Source organism: Cupriavidus sp. L7L, from assembly GCF_004353535.1.
Classification (GTDB): domain Bacteria; phylum Pseudomonadota; class Gammaproteobacteria; order Burkholderiales; family Burkholderiaceae; genus Cupriavidus; species Cupriavidus oxalaticus_A.
The window spans coordinates 94,134-110,475 of the sequence record NZ_SMNY01000010.1; the positions used below are offsets into that span (position 1 = coordinate 94,134).

14 protein-coding genes and 1 pseudogene are annotated in these 16,342 nt (G+C 69.4%); 7 read left to right on the forward strand and 8 right to left on the reverse strand.

What is annotated here, in order from left to right:
• Positions 1 to 76 precede the first annotated feature (76 nt).
• Positions 77 to 1,405 (forward strand): MFS transporter, encoded by a 1,329-nt coding sequence (locus tag E1J61_RS12245; protein ID WP_133094327.1) that lies wholly within the window; start codon positions 77 to 79, stop codon positions 1,403 to 1,405.
• A 65-nt stretch (positions 1,406 to 1,470) separates the two neighbouring features.
• Positions 1,471 to 2,535, forward strand: a complete 1,065-nt coding sequence (locus E1J61_RS12250; protein WP_133094328.1) for a porin — start codon at positions 1,471 to 1,473, stop codon at positions 2,533 to 2,535.
• Positions 2,536 to 2,628: 93 nt separating this feature from the next.
• Here the strand turns inward: E1J61_RS12250 and aroQ are convergent, their stop codons facing one another.
• Complete coding sequence (gene aroQ, locus E1J61_RS12255) at positions 2,629 to 3,102, reverse strand: type II 3-dehydroquinate dehydratase (RefSeq protein WP_133094723.1); 474 nt, start codon at positions 3,100 to 3,102, stop codon at positions 2,629 to 2,631.
• A 103-nt stretch (positions 3,103 to 3,205) separates the two neighbouring features.
• On the opposite strand from aroQ, the gene E1J61_RS12260 reads away from it, so the two are divergent.
• Positions 3,206 to 4,180 (forward strand): LysR family transcriptional regulator, encoded by a 975-nt coding sequence (locus E1J61_RS12260; protein ID WP_133094329.1) that lies wholly within the window; start codon positions 3,206 to 3,208, stop codon positions 4,178 to 4,180.
• On the opposite strand, the gene E1J61_RS12265 is transcribed toward E1J61_RS12260, so the two are convergent.
• Positions 4,164 to 4,931, reverse strand: a complete 768-nt coding sequence (locus E1J61_RS12265) for an IclR family transcriptional regulator C-terminal domain-containing protein (protein WP_133094330.1) — start codon at positions 4,929 to 4,931, stop codon at positions 4,164 to 4,166. The two genes, E1J61_RS12260 and E1J61_RS12265, sit on opposite strands and share 17 nt — an antisense overlap.
• A 134-nt stretch (positions 4,932 to 5,065) precedes the next feature.
• On the opposite strand from E1J61_RS12265, the pseudogene E1J61_RS12270 reads away from it, so the two are divergent.
• Positions 5,066 to 5,911 (forward strand): annotated as a pseudogene (locus tag E1J61_RS12270) (sugar phosphate isomerase/epimerase family protein); the annotation flags it as partial.
• A 97-nt stretch (positions 5,912 to 6,008) separates the two neighbouring features.
• Here the strand turns inward: E1J61_RS12270 and E1J61_RS12275 are convergent.
• From E1J61_RS12275 to E1J61_RS12300, 6 genes are all read right to left on the reverse strand, one after another.
• Positions 6,009 to 6,920, reverse strand: a complete 912-nt coding sequence (locus tag E1J61_RS12275; RefSeq protein ID WP_133094332.1) for a DMT family transporter — start codon at positions 6,918 to 6,920, stop codon at positions 6,009 to 6,011.
• A 131-nt stretch (positions 6,921 to 7,051) separates the two neighbouring features.
• A complete protein-coding gene (locus tag E1J61_RS12280) occupies positions 7,052 to 8,227 on the reverse strand; it encodes a cytochrome c (RefSeq protein ID WP_133094333.1) in 1,176 nt (391 codons plus the stop codon).
• Between the two features lie 31 nt (positions 8,228 to 8,258).
• Entirely contained in the window at positions 8,259 to 9,137 is an 879-nt protein-coding gene (locus E1J61_RS12285; protein WP_207951212.1) for an ABC transporter ATP-binding protein, read from the reverse strand.
• Positions 9,131 to 10,186 (reverse strand): ABC transporter permease, encoded by a 1,056-nt coding sequence (locus tag E1J61_RS12290; RefSeq protein ID WP_133094334.1) that lies wholly within the window; start codon positions 10,184 to 10,186, stop codon positions 9,131 to 9,133. Before E1J61_RS12290 ends, E1J61_RS12285 begins: the two co-directional genes overlap by 7 nt.
• A 3-nt stretch (positions 10,187 to 10,189) precedes the next feature.
• Positions 10,190 to 11,203, reverse strand: a complete 1,014-nt coding sequence (locus E1J61_RS12295) for an ABC transporter substrate-binding protein (protein WP_133094335.1) — start codon at positions 11,201 to 11,203, stop codon at positions 10,190 to 10,192.
• 31 nt (positions 11,204 to 11,234) lie between these two features.
• On the reverse strand, positions 11,235 to 12,332 hold the full coding sequence (locus E1J61_RS12300) for an LLM class flavin-dependent oxidoreductase (RefSeq protein WP_133094336.1): 1,098 nt from the start codon (positions 12,330 to 12,332) through the stop codon (positions 11,235 to 11,237).
• Between the two features lie 236 nt (positions 12,333 to 12,568).
• On the opposite strand from E1J61_RS12300, the gene E1J61_RS12305 reads away from it, so the two are divergent.
• From E1J61_RS12305 to E1J61_RS12315, 3 genes are all read left to right on the forward strand, one after another.
• Complete coding sequence (locus tag E1J61_RS12305; RefSeq protein ID WP_133094337.1) at positions 12,569 to 13,780, forward strand: acyl-CoA dehydrogenase family protein; 1,212 nt, start codon at positions 12,569 to 12,571, stop codon at positions 13,778 to 13,780.
• 104 nt (positions 13,781 to 13,884) lie between these two features.
• On the forward strand, positions 13,885 to 14,502 hold the full coding sequence (locus E1J61_RS12310; protein ID WP_133094338.1) for a cysteine dioxygenase: 618 nt from the start codon (positions 13,885 to 13,887) through the stop codon (positions 14,500 to 14,502).
• The gene (locus tag E1J61_RS12315; RefSeq protein WP_133094339.1) at positions 14,499 to 16,127 is read left to right on the forward strand and encodes a rhodanese-related sulfurtransferase; all 1,629 of its coding nucleotides are present in this window, start codon (positions 14,499 to 14,501) and stop codon (positions 16,125 to 16,127) included. Before E1J61_RS12310 ends, E1J61_RS12315 begins: the two co-directional genes overlap by 4 nt.
• The last annotated feature ends 215 nt before the right edge of the window (positions 16,128 to 16,342 follow it).

Sequence of the window (16,342 nt, forward strand, 5' to 3'; positions counted from 1 at the left end):
CCGAAGCCGCGCGCAGGCCAGCACACAAAGGCACGCCGGCAAGCAAGACTTCTATCCATTGGTGGAGACAGACAACATGACAACGACTCACAAGGAGCTGCCAGCGGCTTCCGCGTTCGGCAACTCGCTCGGCGACAAGGTGCGCGCCGCCTTTGCCTTCGGCAAGGTGCGCTGGGGCATGCTGGCGCTGGTGTTCTTCGCGACCACGCTGAACTATGTGGACCGCGCCGCGCTGGGCGTGCTGCAGCCGGTGCTGGCCAAGGCCATGGCCTGGACCGCGCAGGACTACGCCAATATCAACTTCTGGTTCCAGGTGGGCTATGCCATCGGCTTTGCGCTGCAGGGCCGCTTTATCGACCTGGTCGGCGTCAAGCGCGCCTTTGCGCTGGCGGTGCTGCTGTGGAGCATTGCCTGCGGCGCGCATGCGTTCGCGGCGTCGGCGGTCGGCTTCATGATCTGCCGCTTCTTCCTCGGCTTGTCTGAAGCGGCCAATTACCCGGCGTGCGTCAAGACCACGCGCATCTGGTTCCCGGCCAGCGAGCGCGCCATCGCCACCGGCATCTTCAATGCCGGCACCAACGTCGGCGCGATGCTGACGCCGATCATGCTGCCGCTGATCCTGCAGGCATGGGGCTGGCAGGCCGCGTTCCTGGTGATCGCCTCGCTGGGCGCGGTCTGGCTGGCGTTCTGGTTCACGCGCTACCACAACCCGGACCAGCACCCGACCGTCACCGCCGCGGAACTGGCGCACGTCACCCGCGACATCGATCCGCCGCCCCAGCGCATCCGCTACACGCAGATCCTGCGCATGCGCGGCACCTGGGCCTTTGCGCTGGCCTACGCCATCACCGCGCCGGTGTTCTGGTTCTACCTGTACTGGCTGCCGCCGTTCCTCAACCAGCAATACCAGCTCGGCATCAGCGTGACGCAGATGGGCATTCCGCTGATCGTGATCTACCTGTGCGCCGACGTGGGCAGCGTGGGCGGCGGCGCGCTGTCGTCGTGGCTGATCGCGCGCGGCATGCCGGCGGTGCGGGCGCGGCTGCTGTCGATGCTGGTCTTTGCCGTGTGCATCGTTTCGGTGGTGATGGCCGCCGGCGCCAGCAGCCTGTGGATGGCCGTGGCCGCGATCTCGGTGGCGATCGGTGCGCACCAGGCATGGACCGCCAATATCTGGAGCATGGTGATGGACTACACGCCCAAGCACGTGGTCAGCTCGGTGTTCGGCTTCGGCGGAATGATCGGCGCGATCGGCGGCATGTTCATGACGCAGCTGGTGGGCTACGTGCTGACCGTAACCAACAACAACTACGCGGTGCTGTTCACGATGATCCCGTGCGCCTACTTCATCGCGCTGACGTGGCTGTTCTTCCTCGCCCCGCGCAAGGTGCCTGAGGCCGCCTGACGACAATTCCTCGCCGGCACTGCTGGTGCCGCGAGTACGACAACAAAGACCGGGACAACACTCCGATGCATAAACGATTCATTGCGCTGCTCGCGCTGGGCGCGGGCAGCGTGCCCGCCGTCGCCCAGACTTCCGGTGGCGTCACGCTCTACGGGCTGCTCGATACCACCATCCGCTACAGCACCAACGAAGACGCGGCCGGCCACAGCCGCACGCAGATGACCGACGGCGTGCTGACCGGCAGCCGCTGGGGCATCCGCGGCGCGGAGGATATCGGCGGCGGCAACAAGGCGTGGTTCATCCTGGAGTCGGGCTTCTCGCCCGACACGGGGACCAGCCAGCAGGGGGGGCGGCTGTTCGGGCGTACCGCGGTCGTCGGCTTCGACGGTCCTTATGGCAAGCTCGCGCTCGGCCGCCAATACACGCTGGCGCATGAAGTGCTGTCGTCGTATGAGGCCATGGCCTTTGCCAACAACTCCATCGTCGGTTACCAGGGCGGCAACTATACGGGGCTGCGCTACGACAACACGCTCAAGTACATCAAGAGCTTCAACGGCCTGCAGGTGGCGGCGGCCTACACCTTCGGCGAGGTGCCGGGCAGCATGAAGACCAATTCGGCCGCGGCCGGGTCGCTGGTGTACAGCTCGGGACCGCTGGAAATCGGCGCGGTCTACCAGCAGACGCAGAACGTCACCTCGGCCTATTTCGGCGCGGTGCCGGCGGCGCAGGCGAGCAAGCAGACCGTATGGGGCCTGGGCGGGACGTGGAAGGCGGCGCGGTCGCAATACTACCTGGGCTATACCAACAACCGGCTCGACGTGGCGGACTATCGCAACAACGTAGGCTATGTCGGCACGCGCTTCAGCCTGACGGAGGCGCTGGCGTTTATCGGCACGTTCCAGTACGACTGGCTGCGGCACGCGGGGCAGGGCGGCAAACGGCTGACCACGGCGGGCATGCTGGACTACAACTTCAGCAAGCGTACCGATGTGTATGTGGAGGTGGACTACACCCACCTGCAGGGGCAATGGATTGCGCTGAACAGCGGGGCGGCGTTTGTGAACAGCGGGAATACGTACGGGAACAAGACGCGGCTGGGGGTGATGGCGGGGGTCAGGCATAAGTTCTGATCGCTTTCGGCCTTCTCCACCCGTGCCGGTTTGCTCCCCTCTCCCGCTTGCGGGAGAGGGGAGCAAACACGCGGCGTGCGCCGCCTGCAGCGGTCAGGCGGAAGCGGATTCCGCAACCACCCCGGTCACCTGCGCCACCGCCGCCACCGCCAGCCCATACCCCTTCACCCCCAGCCCCGCCATCACCGCCACCGCCACCGGCGAAATCCACGACTTGTGCCGGAACGCCTCGCGCGCATGCACGTTGGAGACGTGGTACTCGACCACCGGCACCGCCGCACCCTTGATCGCATCATGCAGCGCGATCGACGTATGCGTGAGCGCGCCCGCGTTCAACACCACGCCGGCCATCTCGCCGCTCGCGCACAGCTTGCCCGCCTCGTGGATCCAGTCGATCAGCTGCCCTTCGTGATTGGTCTGCCGGCACTCGGCCCGCAGCCCGAGCCGTTCTGCGGCCTGCTGGCAGATGCGTTCCACATCGGCCAGCGTCTCGCTGCCATAGACGGCCGGCTCGCGCGTGCCGAGCAGGTTGAGGTTGGGTCCGTTGAGCACCAGTACGGTCTTCATCATGTCTCCTTCATGTCTGCTGTAACGTCTGCTGTCGGCCGCGATGCTGGCGCGGCCACGGCCGATAGCCTATCGTTTAGCCCTCGTCTCATCATCGACTGCCATGGAAATTCAGCATGCGCCCAGCGCGAACAATGACCCGTTCCTGCGCGACCTGCGTCTGTTCTGCACGGTGGCGCGGCGCGCCAGCTTTATCGCCGCGGCCCAGGAGACGGGCATTTCGCCGGCCCATGTGAGCAAGCGCATCGCCATGCTGGAGGCCATGCTCGGCGCCAGGCTGTTCCACCGCACCACGCGCCGCGTCAGCGTCACGGCCGAGGGCGAGAGCGCGTTTGCGTGGGCGCAGAAGATCCTGGAAGACGTGGATGGCATGCTGGAAGCCGTCGGCGGTGCCGGCGGCGAGGCGCGCGGGCAGTTGCGCATCGCCACCAGCCTGCGGCTGGGGCGGCGGCACGTGGCGCCGGTGCTGTCGCTGCTGCGGCAGCAGCATCCGGGGCTGGAGGTATGGCTGGAACTGCTCGACCGCCGCGTCGACCTGATCGGCGAGCAGTTCGACCTCGATATCCGCGTGGGCGACGTGCAGGAGCCGCACCTGATCGCCAGCCGCATCGCCACCGGCAGCCGCGTGCTGTGCGCGGCGCCGGCCTACCTGGCGCGGCGCGGCATGCCGGAGCATCCGTCAGACCTGCCGCGCCACGACTGCCTGCTGTTGCGCGAGCGCGACCAGGCCTTCGGCGTGTGGCGGCTGCAGGGGCAGGACGGCGGCTGGGAGACCACGAAAGTCACCGGCCCAATGGCATCGAATGTTGCCGACGTGACGCACGAGTGGGCCCTGGAGGGCTACGGCATCATCATGGCGTCGGTCTGGGACGTGGCCGCCGCCGTGCGGGCGGGCGACCTGGTGCGCGTGCTGCCCGGCTGGCGGCATCCGTCCGACATCTGGGCCGTGACCAGCGCGCGGGCGTCGGCCTCGGCGCGCATGCGCGTGTGCCTGGCCTTCCTGAAGGCGCAACTGACACAAGGGCCGCACGCGCTGGCGACGTCGCTGGAAGGCCAGGCCGCTACAGCACGCGCATGATCAGGAGCGCCGTGTCCTGCAGCACCTGCAGCACGCGGTCCAGCGCCTGTTGCGGGGTCTCGTCGCCGATCGGCATGTTGACCGACAGCGCGGCGATCACCTTGCCGTGGCGATCGCGCAGCGGCACCGCCACGCCGCGCACGCCGGTCTGCAGCTGCTGCTCGAGCATCGCATAGCCCTGCGCGCCGGCCTTGCGGATTTCTTCCAGCAGCCGGTCGTGCTGCAGGATCGTGTAGGGCGTGTAGGGCGCCAGCACCACGTTTTCCAGCCAGGTCCTGACCTGTTCCTGCGGCCGTGACGCCAGCATCATCACGCCCGCCGACCCCAGCGGCGCCGGCACCCGCGCGCCCAGCACGAAGCCCGTGCTCATCACGCGGTTGGTGCTGGTGCGGGCGATGAAAACCAGCTCCCAGCCATCGAGCACGCTCAGGTAGGCGGCCTCGCCAAGCTGCGCGGTGATCTGCTGCAGGAACGGCTGCACCGTGCGCGGCAGCCGCGCCGAATCGAAATACGACCAGCCTACCTTGAGCACGCGCGGCGTCAGGCTGAACAGCGTGCCGTCGCTGGTGGTGTAGCCCAGGTGCTCCAGCGTCAGCAGGTAGCGGCGCGCGGCAGTGCGCGTCAGGCCGGTGCGCTCGGCTGCCTGCGTGGGGGTCAGGCGCGGATGGTCGTTGTCGAAGGCCTCCAGGATGGCCAGGCCCTTCTCCAGCCCGGCGATCCAGTCGCGCCGGTTCAGCGGTTCGTTTTCCATGGTTAACCCTTGCTTCGCGCGATAGATGATTGCATTGGAGCGATTGTCGCACGCGTGCGCGCGAATGACGGTTGTTGCGGGCAATGATGGCTCATAACCTTGGGAAATCCAAGCCGCTACCTCGACTGATCGCCATGACCCTGTTTCCTGTCCCGCTGCGCAAATCGATCGCTACCGTCACCTTGTCGGGATCGCTGCCGCAGAAGCTGCAAGCCGCTGCCGACGCCGGTTTCGACGGCGTGGAGATCTTCGAGGACGACCTGCTGCAGTTCCCCGGCACGCCCGCCGAGGTCCGGCGCATGGCCGCCGACCTCGGCCTGCAGATCCTGCTCTACCAGCCGCTGCGCGATTTCGAGGCCATGCCGGGCGGCCTGTCCGCCGCGGAGCTGGCGCGCGCCGAGCGGAAGTTCGATGTGATGGAGCAACTCGGGGTGCACCTGGCGCTGGTCTGCAGCAACGTGCAGGATGCGGCGCTCGACGATGCCGCGCGCGCCGCCACCGACCTGCACGCGCTGGCCGAAGCCGCGGCCCGCCGCGGCCTGCGGCTGGGCTACGAGGCGCTGGCCTGGGGCCGCCATGTGCGCCGCTGGCGGCAGGCGTGGGACATCGTGCAGCGCGCCGGGCATCCCGCGCTGGGACTGATGCTGGACAGCTTCCATACGCTGGCGCTCGGCGACACGCTGCATGGCCTCGACGCGGTGCCGGCCGGACGGATCTTCTTTGTCCAGCTTGCCGACGCGCCGCGCATGCCGCTGGACGTGCGCACCTGGAGCCGCCACCACCGCAATTTCCCTGGCCAGGGCGACCTGCCCGTGGTCGGTTTCACGCGTGCCGTGCTGCGGGCCGGCTATCGCGGCCCGCTTTCGCTGGAGGTGTTCAACGATGGCTTCCGCGCGGCGCCCCCGTTGCCGGTTGCGCAGGACGGGCTGCGCTCGCTGGAATGGCTGGAAGCGGTGACGAACGGCGTGCCCGTGGCCGCAGAGCGCGCCGGTGGCCCGGCTCTCGCGGCACGCTAAAACGCTATACCGCGACGCTATACCGCGACCCTATACCGCGACCCTATATCGCGACCCTACCCTATGCCGCGCTCGCCTGCCGCGCCGCCGGCCGTGCCGGCAAGGCGCGCTCGCGGGCCGCCACCGCGGTGCCGGCCACGCCGCTGGCGGCGATCATCGCCACGCCCAGCAGCGACCAGGCATCGGGCAGCCAGCCAAATACCAGCCAGCCACCCAGCATGGCAAAGGCGATCTGGAGGTAGAGATACGGCGTCAGCACGCCGACCGGCGCGCGCGCATAGGCCAGCACCAGGAACATGTGCCCGGCGCAGCCGGCGAGCGCCATGCCCGCCAGCAGCCACCAGTGCAGCGCGTCGACGTGCCAGGTCCACGCCAGCGGCAGCGCCGCCGACAACAGTGCCGCGGCAATGCAGCCGGTATAGAAATGCGTGGTGCCGGCGCCGTCGGTCCGGGTCAGCACGCTGGTCAGCAACTGGTAGGCGGCATTGAGGCAGACCGCCGCGAGCGGCAGCAGCATGGCCGGCTCCACGTCGGCGCCGGGCCGGATCACCACCAGCGCGCCGGCAAATCCGGCCAGCAGGCAGAGCCAGCGCAGCGCCGACATGCGCTCGCCGAACAGCGTCGCGGCCGCCAGCGCGATCGCCAGCGGCGTCAGGCTGACCACCGCGGTGAACTCGCCCACCGGCAGTACCTGCAGGCTGAAGAACGCGCAGGCGCTGGACACCAGCATCGTCACCGCGCGCGTAGCCTGCAGCCATGGACGGCGCGTGCGCAGCAGGATGCGGCCGCGCGCCGGCAGCAGCACCGCGCCGGTCAGCGCCGCCTGCGCAAGGTAGCGCACCCACAGCGCCATCACCACCGGCACGGCGGCGCCGGTGATCTTGGTCATCGTATCGAGCGCGGCGAAGCATGCCACCGCGGCAACCATCAGCGCGATGCCCTGCAGGGGCCGCGAACTTCCCGTGGCGCTCATGGCGCCATCCTTGACCGCAACATGTCAGCGTTCCAGGCTGTCCTTCATGAAGCCGAGGGTACTGTCCCGGGCGCGGTCGATGGCGGCGGCGGCTGGAAAGTCAGAATTCGCTGCCAGCGAACAATCCCTGCTCAATGGATGAAACCGCCCTTGACGAAGCGAACCGGCTCGGCGTCCATGCGCAGCAACAGCGCCGTCAGGCCATCGATCCCGGGGGGCAGGGGCCGCGTCGCGGCAGCCGGCCCGGACACGCAGACGAGGTCGGCATCGGACCATGTGCTGCCCGGCGTGCCGCGCGCGCGCAGCCATCCCGCGCCGTCGGCGAGCAGCTGGGTGCCGGCCAGCCGTGCCGGCGGCAGGCCGGCAATCGCCGCCAGTGCCTGCCAGGCCTGGGCGGAAGCTGCCGTGCAGCCGGCGCGGAAGCGCGGCACCTGCGCCGGCACGCGGCCGTCCGGTGTGACGAGCACGGTCAGGAAGCGCGGGTCTTCATAGGGCAGGGTAGCGGCGATCCCGTCCACCGCCACCAGCCGCACGCGCTGCTCGCCGCGCCAATGCGACAGCGCCACCGGCGCGGCGTCGCCGCAGCGGATGGCCATCTCCGGCAACCGCAGCGGCACCGGCCAGTTCCCTTCGGTACTGTTGGCTGCCGACAACGCCTTCATGTAGTCGATCACGGCCCAGGCCTCGCGCTCGGCAAGCTGGCTGCGGAAGCCCGGCATGGTCGGCTGGCCGCGGCGGTCGCGCATGCCGGACAGCACATGCCAGAACAGCTCGCCATCGGCGCGGCGCGCGAGCAGGGGACTGACCAGCGTCGGCGGCCATTGCGGCAGGCCGGCGGCCAGCGGTCCTTCGCCGCGGCCGTCATTGCCGTGGCACGCGGCGCAATGCTGTGCGTAGACGCGTTGCCCCAGCACGATGGCGTCGGCCGCAAAACCGGTAGGGCTGGCGTGGAAGCTGGTGGGGCTGGCCGGGCCGAGCAGCAGCGCGGCCCGCGGCCACGGCGCCAGCAGCAGGGCCAGCAGCGCTGCCGCGAGCAGCATGGGGCGGCCCCGGCGCCAGGCGCTGGCGACGGCGACGGCCAGCAGCGCAAAGGCGAGCGCGCACAGGCTGAAGCCGACCTGCCGTGCCAGGGCAAGGTCGATCAGCAGCGTTTCGCCGGCAATCCGCCGCGCCCACGGCCAGGCCGGCTGGCCATGGCTGGTGCCGGTCAGGCCCAGCGCATGCCACAGCCACAACAGGCCCAGCTGGCATTTCTCAATCAGGACAAGCAGTGCGTTCAGCCACGCCTGGGGCGGCGGGCCGCTCATGGCGCGGCTCGCCCGGTGCTGCGAAGGGCCATTACCAGCTCGCGTCCAGTCCCAGGTGGCGCAGCGCTTCGTGCCGCAGTTCGGTCAGGCGCGGGTCGCCGCGATGGCGCGGGTAGGGCAGGTCGAGCTTCAGCTCCGCCGCGATGCGCGCTGGCCGCTGGCTGAACACGATCACGCGCTGCGCCAGGAACAGCGCCTCTTCCACGTCGTGCGTGACCAGCAGCGCCGAGAAGCGCGAGCGCTGCCACAGTTCGACCAGGTCGCTCTGCATCGCCAGCCGCGTCAGCGAATCGAGCTTGCCCAGCGGCTCGTCCAGCACCAGCAGGCGCGGATCGTTGACCAGCGCACGCGCCAGCGCCACGCGCTGCGCCATGCCGCCGGAGAGCTGGTGCGGAAAGGCCCGCGCGAACGACTCCAGCCCGACGCGGCGCAGCGCGTCGTCGACGCGATGGCGCTGCTGCGCGAGGATACCCTGCGCCTGCAAGCCGAGCGCGACGTTGTCCCAGACACGGCGCCACGGGTACAGCGTGGGGTCCTGGAACACCACGATGCGCGACGGGTCCGGCTCGGTGATGGGCGTGCCGTCCTGCAGAATCTCGCCCGACGTGGGCTGGTCCAGGCCGGCGACCAGGCGCAGCAGCGTGGACTTGCCGCAGCCGCTGGGGCCGAGCAGCGCGACGAACTCGCCGGGCGCGACGTTGAGGCCGACGTCGTCGAGGACCTGCAGGCGCTCGTTGCCGTGGCCGAACCAGTGGCTGACCTGCCGGATATCGATGCGAGCCCCAGTCAGTACGTTCGAGTCATCACCCGCCGCCGCGTTAACTCCCCTCTCCCGCTCGCGGGAGAGGGGAGCCTTCTGCGGGCGTACGTGAGATCTCGATGCTTTCAACCGCTCGACCACGCTCACCATTTCACCGTCCCCTTCTGCCACGACAACACCCGGTCCCGCGCCACGAACAACAACGTAATCACCCCCGAAAACAGCAACGCCATCACGATCAGCGCCGCATACATATTCACGTACGAGGCCCAGCCCTGCGCCCAGGTCAGGTACCACCCCAGCCCCGATTTCACGCCCATCATCTCGGCCGTCACCAGCACCGAGAACGACGCGCCCAGTCCCATGAACAGCCCGACAAACACCTGCGGCAGCGCCGCCGGAATCGCCACGCGCAGCACCAGGAACCAGCCGGACGCGCCCAGCGTGCGCGCCACGTCGTAGTAGCTCTTGTTGACGCCGGCGACGCCCGACCACGTCAGCACGGCCACCGGGAAGGCGGTCGCCAGCGCGATCAGGAACACGGCCGCCGAATAGCTCGACGGGAAGAAGTAAAACGTCAGCGGCAGCAGCGCGGTCGAAGGCAGCGGCCCCAGCACGCGCAGCACCGGATGCACCCAGTAGCCGATGCGCCGCGACCAGCCGATCGACACGCCCACCAGGAAGCCCACCAGCCCGCCGTACGCCACGCCCAGCCCCAGCAGCTTGAGCGTGTTGAGCACGCTGTCGCCGAGCCGGCGCCAGTCATCGGCGTAGACCTCGATCAGCGCCTGCGGCGGCGCGAAGAAGGGCGTCGGCAGGATCGCGGTCTTGGCGGTCAGGATCTCCCATGCGGACAGCACCGCCGGCACCGCCACCAGCCACGGGCCCGCGGTCCGCAGCGCAGCCAGCGGCCGTTGCAGCGCGCGCACGTGCTGGCCGCCCAAGGCGAGCAGCGCCAGCAGCGCGGCCGCCGCCAGCGCGGCCAGGCCGAGCTCCTCGGTATAGGCCCAGTCGCTGAAGCCCACTACGTGGTTGGGCCAGCGCCACGTCAGCGCGCCGAAGGCGGCCCATGCCAGCGCCGCGAGCAGCCCCACGGGCCAGATGCGTGCCGGGGCAGCATCCTGCGCGGGCACTTCGGAAGCCGCGGCGGCCGGCTGGCGCGCCAGCCGCGCATCGAATGCAGGTTGGCTTGTCGTCATCGCTTACCCCAGGACGTTGGCGTAGACATGCTGCGCCAGGCGATTGGCATCGGTGGTCTTTTTCAGCACGCCGATGCGGCGGAAATCGTCGGCGTAGAACGCGATCTCGTCGCGCAGGTCGGAGCCGGTCGGATGGTGGTTGTAGGTCAGCGTCGCGTACAGCTTGCGCAGGTCGTCCGGATTGATCTTCGGCGAGTATTTGGCGAACACCCTGGCGGCCTCGTTGGGGTTCTCGTTGACGTAGTCGGTGGCCTGCACGATGGCGCGTGCCAGCGACGCGGCGGCGGGGCGGTCATTGCGCACCAGTTCGCCGCGCGCGCCGACCACGCAGCACACCTTGCGCGCATATTCGCCGGTCAGGTTGGTGGCCAGTTCCACGTAGGCGCCGTTGGTGCGCTTCTCCAGCAGGTACAGGTTGGGATCGCCGTCGGCGATGGCCTGGATCTCGCCCTTGTCGACCGCCACGCCGAGCAGGTCGGCCGGATACTGGCGCCATGTGATGTCCTTGTCCGGGTCGATGCCGTTCTTGGCCAGCAGGATGGTGAAGAAGTGCTTGCCGGGCGCGGCCAGGTCGCTGACGCCCACGGTCTTGCCCTTCAGGTGCTGCAGGCTGGTCACGCCCGCGGCCTTCGAACCCACCAGCCGCACGCAGCCACCGTGCGAGCTGCCGATGATCTTGACGTCGAAACCTGCCTCCAGCGGCTTGAGCCAGCGGTGGATCATGCCCACCGCGGCATCGGCCTTGCCGGTGGCGATCGACTCCAGCAGCTGGTCGGTCGAGCCGCTGTAGTTGATCAGGTCGACCTGCAGCCCGTTCTTCTCGAAGAAGCCTTTCTCCTGCGCCACCACGATCGGCGTCAGGCAGAACGAGTTCTGGTTCCAGGCGAAGGTCAGCTTGCGCGGCGCTGACCAGGCCTGGCGGCCGAGGATCAGCGCCGGCGCCGCGATGGCTGCGGCGCTGGCAAGGCGCAGCACGCTGCGGCGGCGCGGGTCGGTGTCGTTGTGCTTCTGGCTCATGGTGAGACTCCCCGATTCTTGTTGTGGGTGTTCAGGCGGCGCGGCGCTCCGCGTGGTGCGCGGCATCGTGCTGCGCCACCAGCTCGCGCACGCGCGGGATCAGCTCGCGGCCATAGTCGATGGCGTCTTCCAGCGGATCGAAGCCGCGGATCAGGAAGGTGGTCACGCCCAGTTCGTAATAGGCCAGCAGTGCCTGCGCCACCTGCTCGGGCGTGCCGACCAGTCCGGTCGAGTTGGAGCGCCCGCCGGTCTCGCGCGCGATCGCGGTCCACAGGCGCTGGTCGACACGGTCGCCCTTGTCGGCGGCGGCCAGCAGCCGGCGCGCGCCTTCGCTCTGCTGCGGGCCGCCACGGCTGTAGCCGGCCTGCACGCGCAGCGCGCGGGTGCGTTCCAGGATGCTGTCGGCGCGGGCCCACGCCTGCTCTTCGGTCTCGGCCAGCACCGGCCGGAACGAGACCGAGAAGCGCACCGTGCGGCCATGCCTTGCCGCCTCCGCACGCACGCGGGTGGTCAGCTCGCGCACCTGGTCGAGCGATTCGCCCCACAGCGCATAGACGTCGGCGTGCTTGCCGGCAACTTGCAAGGCCGCTGCCGATGCGCCGCCAAAATAGACCGGCACATGCGGATGCTGCGCCGGCTTGACCTCGGAAAAGCCCTGCGTGAAACGGTAGAACTCGCCAGCATGGTCGAACGGCTGCGGCTCGGTCCAGATGCGGCGCAGGATATGCAGGTACTCGTCGGTGCGCGCGTAGCGCTGGTCATGGTCGAGGAAATCGCCGTCGCGCTGCTGTTCGCTGTCGGAGCCGCCGGAGATGAAATGCACGCCCAGGCGCCCGCCGCTGAACTGGTCGAGCGTGGCGATCTGGCGCGCCGCCAGCGTCGGCGCGGTAAAGCCGGGCCGGTGCGCCAGCATGAAATGGATCCGTTCGGTCACGCTCGCGGCATAGGCAATGGTCAGCGTGGCCGACGGCCCGGTCGAATGGTGCGGCACCAGGATGCGGTCGAAGCCGGCCTGCTCGTGCGCCTGCGCAAAGGCACGCACATAGTCGCGGTCGATCGCGGGGCCCGCAGGGGGATGGATCTCGGACTGCTTCTGGCTCTGGATCATGCCGATGAAATCGACGCTCATTCGTACGCTCCTGATTCGGTGATGGCGGCGGCTTGCCGCCCGGGCCTTGTATGGACTGGGGAACAAAGTACGCCAGCGGCGCGCGGCGACTAACGAATAAAAACGACGGACCATATTCAATAAGCGTCGTTTCCGGAACGCGGGTGCGGCGCTACGCTATGCGGCATTCGCGGCAATCGGCTCAAGCATCAGCAAGTTGCCCGCATTGCCAGCCATCCCTCCCGGAGTTCCGTTCCATGTCTTCGACGTCTTCCCTGCGCCGCCTGCCCGCCAGCGCCGCGCGCCTTGGCGAAGTTCTGGCCGAACTGTCCGCGCGCTTCGCCGCCGGCGCCGCCGCGCACGACGCCGCCGCCAGCTTTCCGCATGACAATTTCGCGCAGCTGCACGCGCAAGGCCTGATCGCGCAGGTGGTGCCGCGCGACTACGGCGGCGGCGGGGCAGGGCTGGCGCAGGCGCGCCGCATCATCGCGGCCGTCGCCGGTGGCGACCCGGCCACGGCGCTGGTGCTGACCATGACCTACTTGCAGCATCGCGCCATCGCGCGCCCCGATTCGCACTGGCCGCATGTGGTGCGCGCGCAGGTCTTTGCCGATGCGGTGCAGGACGGGGCGCTGATCAACGCGCTGCGGGTCGAGCCCGAGCTCGGCTCCCCTGCGCGCGGCGGCCTGCCCGCCACCATCGCCACGCAGGTCGGCGATGGCTGGCGCCTGAGCGGCCGCAAGCTGTACAGCACCGGCATCCCCGCGCTGCGCTGGCTGGCGGTATGGGCACGCACCGACGAGCCGCAGCCGCGCGTGGGCGTGTTCCTGGTGCCGGGGCCGGCCGCGGGCGTGGCCGGGGTGCGCATCGTGGAGAACTGGAACCACCTGGGTTTGCGCGCCTCGGGCAGCCACGAGACCGTGCTCGACAATATCTGGATCCCGCCCGACCACGCCGTCGATATCCGCCCGCCCGCCGCGTGGGCGCCCGCGGGCGCGAGCCAGGCCGACATCGACGCCAATGCCGACCAGCAGGCGTGGATGACCGTGCTGCTCGGCAGCCTCTATGACGCCGTGGCGCGCGCCGCCGGGTCGTGGGTGCGCGGCTTCGTGCGCGAGCGCGCACCCGGCAGCCTGGGCGCGCCGCTGGCGACGCTGCCGCGCGTGCAGGAATCCATCGGCGAGATCGCCGCGCTGCTGCGGACCAACCAGGTGCTGCTCGACGATGCCGCCGCGCGCGCCGACGGCAATGCGCCACCTGCCACCGCCGACAGCGGCCTGCTCAAGTTCACCGTGACCGGCAATGCGATTCGCGCGGTGGAACTGGCGCTGCAGCTTGCCGGCAACCACGGCCTGAGCCGCAACAATCCGCTCGAGCGGCACTATCGCGACGTGCTGTGCAGCCGCATCCATACGCCGCAGAACGATTCGATCCTGGTCGCTGCCGGCAAGCACCAGCTGGGGCTGTAGGGGCATGCAGTGCTGGCATGAACGCGGGCGCCGCGCCGTGTTATGTTTGCAGCGGCAGCGCCCCGCAGAGGGCCCGAATACAGAACCACCCCCGGAGGCATTCCATGAGCAGTTCCCCCGACGCCAGCGGGCTCGCACCGCTGCGCGATTTCATCACCGGCCTGGCCGCGCTGCTGGACCAGCATCCCGACGAGCCGCGCATCCTGCGCGAGGGCGGGGCGCTGCTGGCGCGGCTGGTGGCACGCGACGACTGGCTGCCCGAGGCGTGGGCCGAGCCGCACCCCGAGTACTACCAGCAGCACCTGCTGCATTGCGATTCCGGCGAGCGCTTCTCGATCGTCAGCTTTGTCTGGGGCCCGGGGCAGCGCACGCCCATCCACGACCACACCGTATGGGGCCTGATCGGCATGCTGCGCGGCGCGGAGGACTCGCAGCCCTTCGTGCTCGACGCCGAAGGCCGCCCCGTGCCGCATGGCGAGCCGGTGCGGCTGCTGCCCGGACAGGTAGAAGCCGTGTCGCCGGCCGTGGGCGACATCCATTGCGTCAACAACGTGCATGACGACCGCGTCTCGGTCAGCATCCATGTGTACGGCGCCAATATCGGCGCGGTGCGCCGCTCGGTCTACGCCGAGGACGGCACGCGCAAGCCCTTTATCTCCGGGTATTCCAACCGGACCCTGCCTAACCTGTGGGACCGTTCCCGCGAAGACCGGAAGTCATGACCATCCAGCACGCCACGCAAGCCGCCGCCACGGCGATCCCCACCTTCACTCGCGCGCAGGTGCGCCAGGCCCTGCTGGCCGGCGCCGAGATCGCACTGATCGACGTGCGCGAGGAAGACCCCTTCGCGCAGGCGCATCCGCTGTGGGCCGCCAACTTCCCGCTGTCGAAGCTTGAGCTGGAAGCGTGGCCGCGCATCCCGCGCCGCGATACGCTGATCGTGGTCTACGGCGAGCACGCCGGGGAAGACCTGGCGCCGCGCGCCGCGGCGGTGCTGCAAACGCTGGGCTATACCAACGTGCACCGGCTTGAAGGCGGCCTGGCCGCCTGGATCGCCGAGGGCGGTGAGGTGTTCCGCGACGTCAACGTGCCGAGCAAGTCGTTCGGCGAAGTGGTCGAGGCAGAACGCCATACGCCCTCCCTGTCCGCCGAGGAAGTGCAGGCTCTGATCGACAGCAAGTCCGACGCGGTGATCGTCGACGCGCGCCGCTTCGACGAGTACCAGACCATGAGCATTCCCACCGCCACCAGCGTGCCCGGCGCCGAACTGGTGCTGCGCGTGCGCGAGCTGGCGCCCGATCCGCGCACGCGGGTGATCGTCAACTGCGCCGGCCGCACGCGCAGCATCATCGGCACGCAGTCGCTGGTCAACGCCGGCATTCCCAACCCGGTTGCGGCGCTGCGCAACGGCACCATCGGCTGGACGCTGGCGGGCCAGCAGCTCGACCACGGCGCCAGCCGCCGTGCGCCCGCCGAAGTGAGCAGCGGCAACCGCGACAGCGCCCGCAGCGGCGCGCGCGAGATCGCCGACCGCGCCGGCGTGCGCCGCATCGCGCTGGGGGCGTTGGCATCGCTGGAGGAGCCTGGCCGCACCGTGTACCGCTTCGACGTACGCACGCCGGAGGAATTCGCCGACGGCCACCTGCCTGGCTTCGTCAATGCGCCCGGCGGACAGCTGGTGCAGGAGACCGACCACAACGCCCCCGTCCGCGGCGCGCGCATCGTGCTGGCCGATGACGACGACGTGCGCGCCGGCATGACCGGTTCATGGCTGGCGCAGATGGGCTGGGAGGTCTGGGTGGTGGAGCCGGCCGATGCGGCCGAGCGCGGCGAGAGCGGCGCGGTGGCGGCAGACGTGCCGGTGCCGCCAGCGGTGCCGGCGGTCGCACCCGCCGAACTGGCCGCGTGGCTAGACGAGGACGCGGACGGCAGCACCGTGGTGCTCGACTTCACCGCCAGCGCCAACTACGTCAAGCGCCATATCCCCGGCGCGTACTTCGTCATCCGCGCTCAGCTGGCCGATGCGCTGGCGCGGATCCCGCAGGCGCGGCGCTATGTGCTGACTTGCGGCTCCAGCCTGCTCGCGCGCTTTGCCGCCGCCGACCTGCAGCGGCTGACCGATGCGGAAGTGGTGGTGCTGGAAGGCGGCACGCAGGCGTGGATCGCGGCCGGGCTGCCGCTGGAGTCCGGCGAGACGCACCTGGCGTCAGAGCGCACCGACCGCTATCGCCGGCCGTATGAAGGCACCGACAATCCGCGCGAGGCGATGCAGGGCTACCTGGACTGGGAGTTCGGGCTGATCGCGCAACTGGAGCGCGACGGGACCCACGGGTTCAGGGTGGTGTAGGGCCGCCCGGTCTTCTGAGACCCGCGGCTGTCCGAAACCCTGGCTCAGGGTTATCCCGGGCTTTTCAACGATCTGCTGGTAAAATCGCGCTATTGATATGCATCTTTTCGCTGCATTGCGGAACGAACGTAACGATTCTCTGTCAATCGTAATCGTTACGTTACAATGCTGTCCCGCAGCACGGCCGGTGCCCGTCCGAAAGGGCGCTTCCGCCC

Excerpts from the sequence above, each read along its gene's own strand:
- E1J61_RS12245 (WP_133094327.1), top strand. The coding sequence starts at position 77 with ATGACAACGACTCACAAGGAGCTGCCAGCGGCTTCCGCGTTCGGCAAC.
- E1J61_RS12250 (WP_133094328.1), top strand. The coding sequence starts at position 1,471 with ATGCATAAACGATTCATTGCGCTGCTCGCGCTGGGCGCGGGCAGCGTG.
- aroQ (WP_133094723.1), bottom strand. The coding sequence starts at position 3,102 with ATGAAGACCGTACTGGTGCTCAACGGACCCAACCTCAACCTGCTCGGC.
- E1J61_RS12260 (WP_133094329.1), top strand. The coding sequence starts at position 3,206 with ATGGAAATTCAGCATGCGCCCAGCGCGAACAATGACCCGTTCCTGCGC.
- E1J61_RS12265 (WP_133094330.1), bottom strand. The coding sequence starts at position 4,931 with ATGGAAAACGAACCGCTGAACCGGCGCGACTGGATCGCCGGGCTGGAG.
- E1J61_RS12275 (WP_133094332.1), bottom strand. The coding sequence starts at position 6,920 with ATGAGCGCCACGGGAAGTTCGCGGCCCCTGCAGGGCATCGCGCTGATG.
- E1J61_RS12280 (WP_133094333.1), bottom strand. The coding sequence starts at position 8,227 with ATGAGCGGCCCGCCGCCCCAGGCGTGGCTGAACGCACTGCTTGTCCTG.
- E1J61_RS12285 (WP_207951212.1), bottom strand. The coding sequence starts at position 9,137 with ATGGTGAGCGTGGTCGAGCGGTTGAAAGCATCGAGATCTCACGTACGC.
- E1J61_RS12290 (WP_133094334.1), bottom strand. The coding sequence starts at position 10,186 with ATGACGACAAGCCAACCTGCATTCGATGCGCGGCTGGCGCGCCAGCCG.
- E1J61_RS12295 (WP_133094335.1), bottom strand. The coding sequence starts at position 11,203 with ATGAGCCAGAAGCACAACGACACCGACCCGCGCCGCCGCAGCGTGCTG.
- E1J61_RS12300 (WP_133094336.1), bottom strand. The coding sequence starts at position 12,332 with ATGAGCGTCGATTTCATCGGCATGATCCAGAGCCAGAAGCAGTCCGAG.
- E1J61_RS12305 (WP_133094337.1), top strand. The coding sequence starts at position 12,569 with ATGTCTTCGACGTCTTCCCTGCGCCGCCTGCCCGCCAGCGCCGCGCGC.
- E1J61_RS12310 (WP_133094338.1), top strand. The coding sequence starts at position 13,885 with ATGAGCAGTTCCCCCGACGCCAGCGGGCTCGCACCGCTGCGCGATTTC.
- E1J61_RS12315 (WP_133094339.1), top strand. The coding sequence starts at position 14,499 with ATGACCATCCAGCACGCCACGCAAGCCGCCGCCACGGCGATCCCCACC.